The 441-nt window shown below is 54.9% G+C and carries 1 protein-coding gene; it reads right to left on the bottom strand.

Translation table 11 applies throughout. The features are described 5' to 3' along the window. A partial coding sequence (locus ACQ4MZ_RS31620; RefSeq protein WP_430852037.1) for a hypothetical protein occupies positions 1-441 on the bottom strand: 441 nt, incomplete at both ends.

Below are 441 nucleotides of genomic sequence, written 5' to 3'. Positions count from 1 at the left end.
GCACAAGTGCTGACGCTGATGGCGGTGGTTACCCGTCCGGTGGTCGTGGTGCTGGCCGTACCCACCACACTGGCGTTGTTGGCCGGCGAGAGCACGCTGGCAGTCAGGGTAGCGCAGCTTGCTCCCAAATCAAGTCCTGCGTAATTCTGTGGACCAGGTGCTGTTCCATGCCAGGAATTTGTTACCAGGCCATCAAAAGCAATAGCATAGCCGTAATTGACCGGATCGTTGTTATAAGCCTGTGGCGATCCGAATTTTGTCCCGGTCAGTTTTACATTGCCATTGTAAAATTCCAGTTCTTTCAATTCCCCGTAGCAATTGGTACCTGCCAAGAACCGTACGTACCGCCAGGCAGTTGTCGTCCGGATAGGGTACTCGTTCCAGCCGGCAACTGGCGTCTGGCTAATCGTGGCCAGGGTAGTCCAGCCGTTGGGATTTGAG

Origin of the sequence: Dyadobacter sp. BHUBP1, assembly GCF_050587785.1 — a bacterium.
In the GTDB taxonomy this organism is placed as follows: domain Bacteria; phylum Bacteroidota; class Bacteroidia; order Cytophagales; family Spirosomataceae; genus Dyadobacter.
Note: the sequence above shows the minus strand (reverse complement) of the source record. Positions and strands in the feature narration are given on the sequence as shown.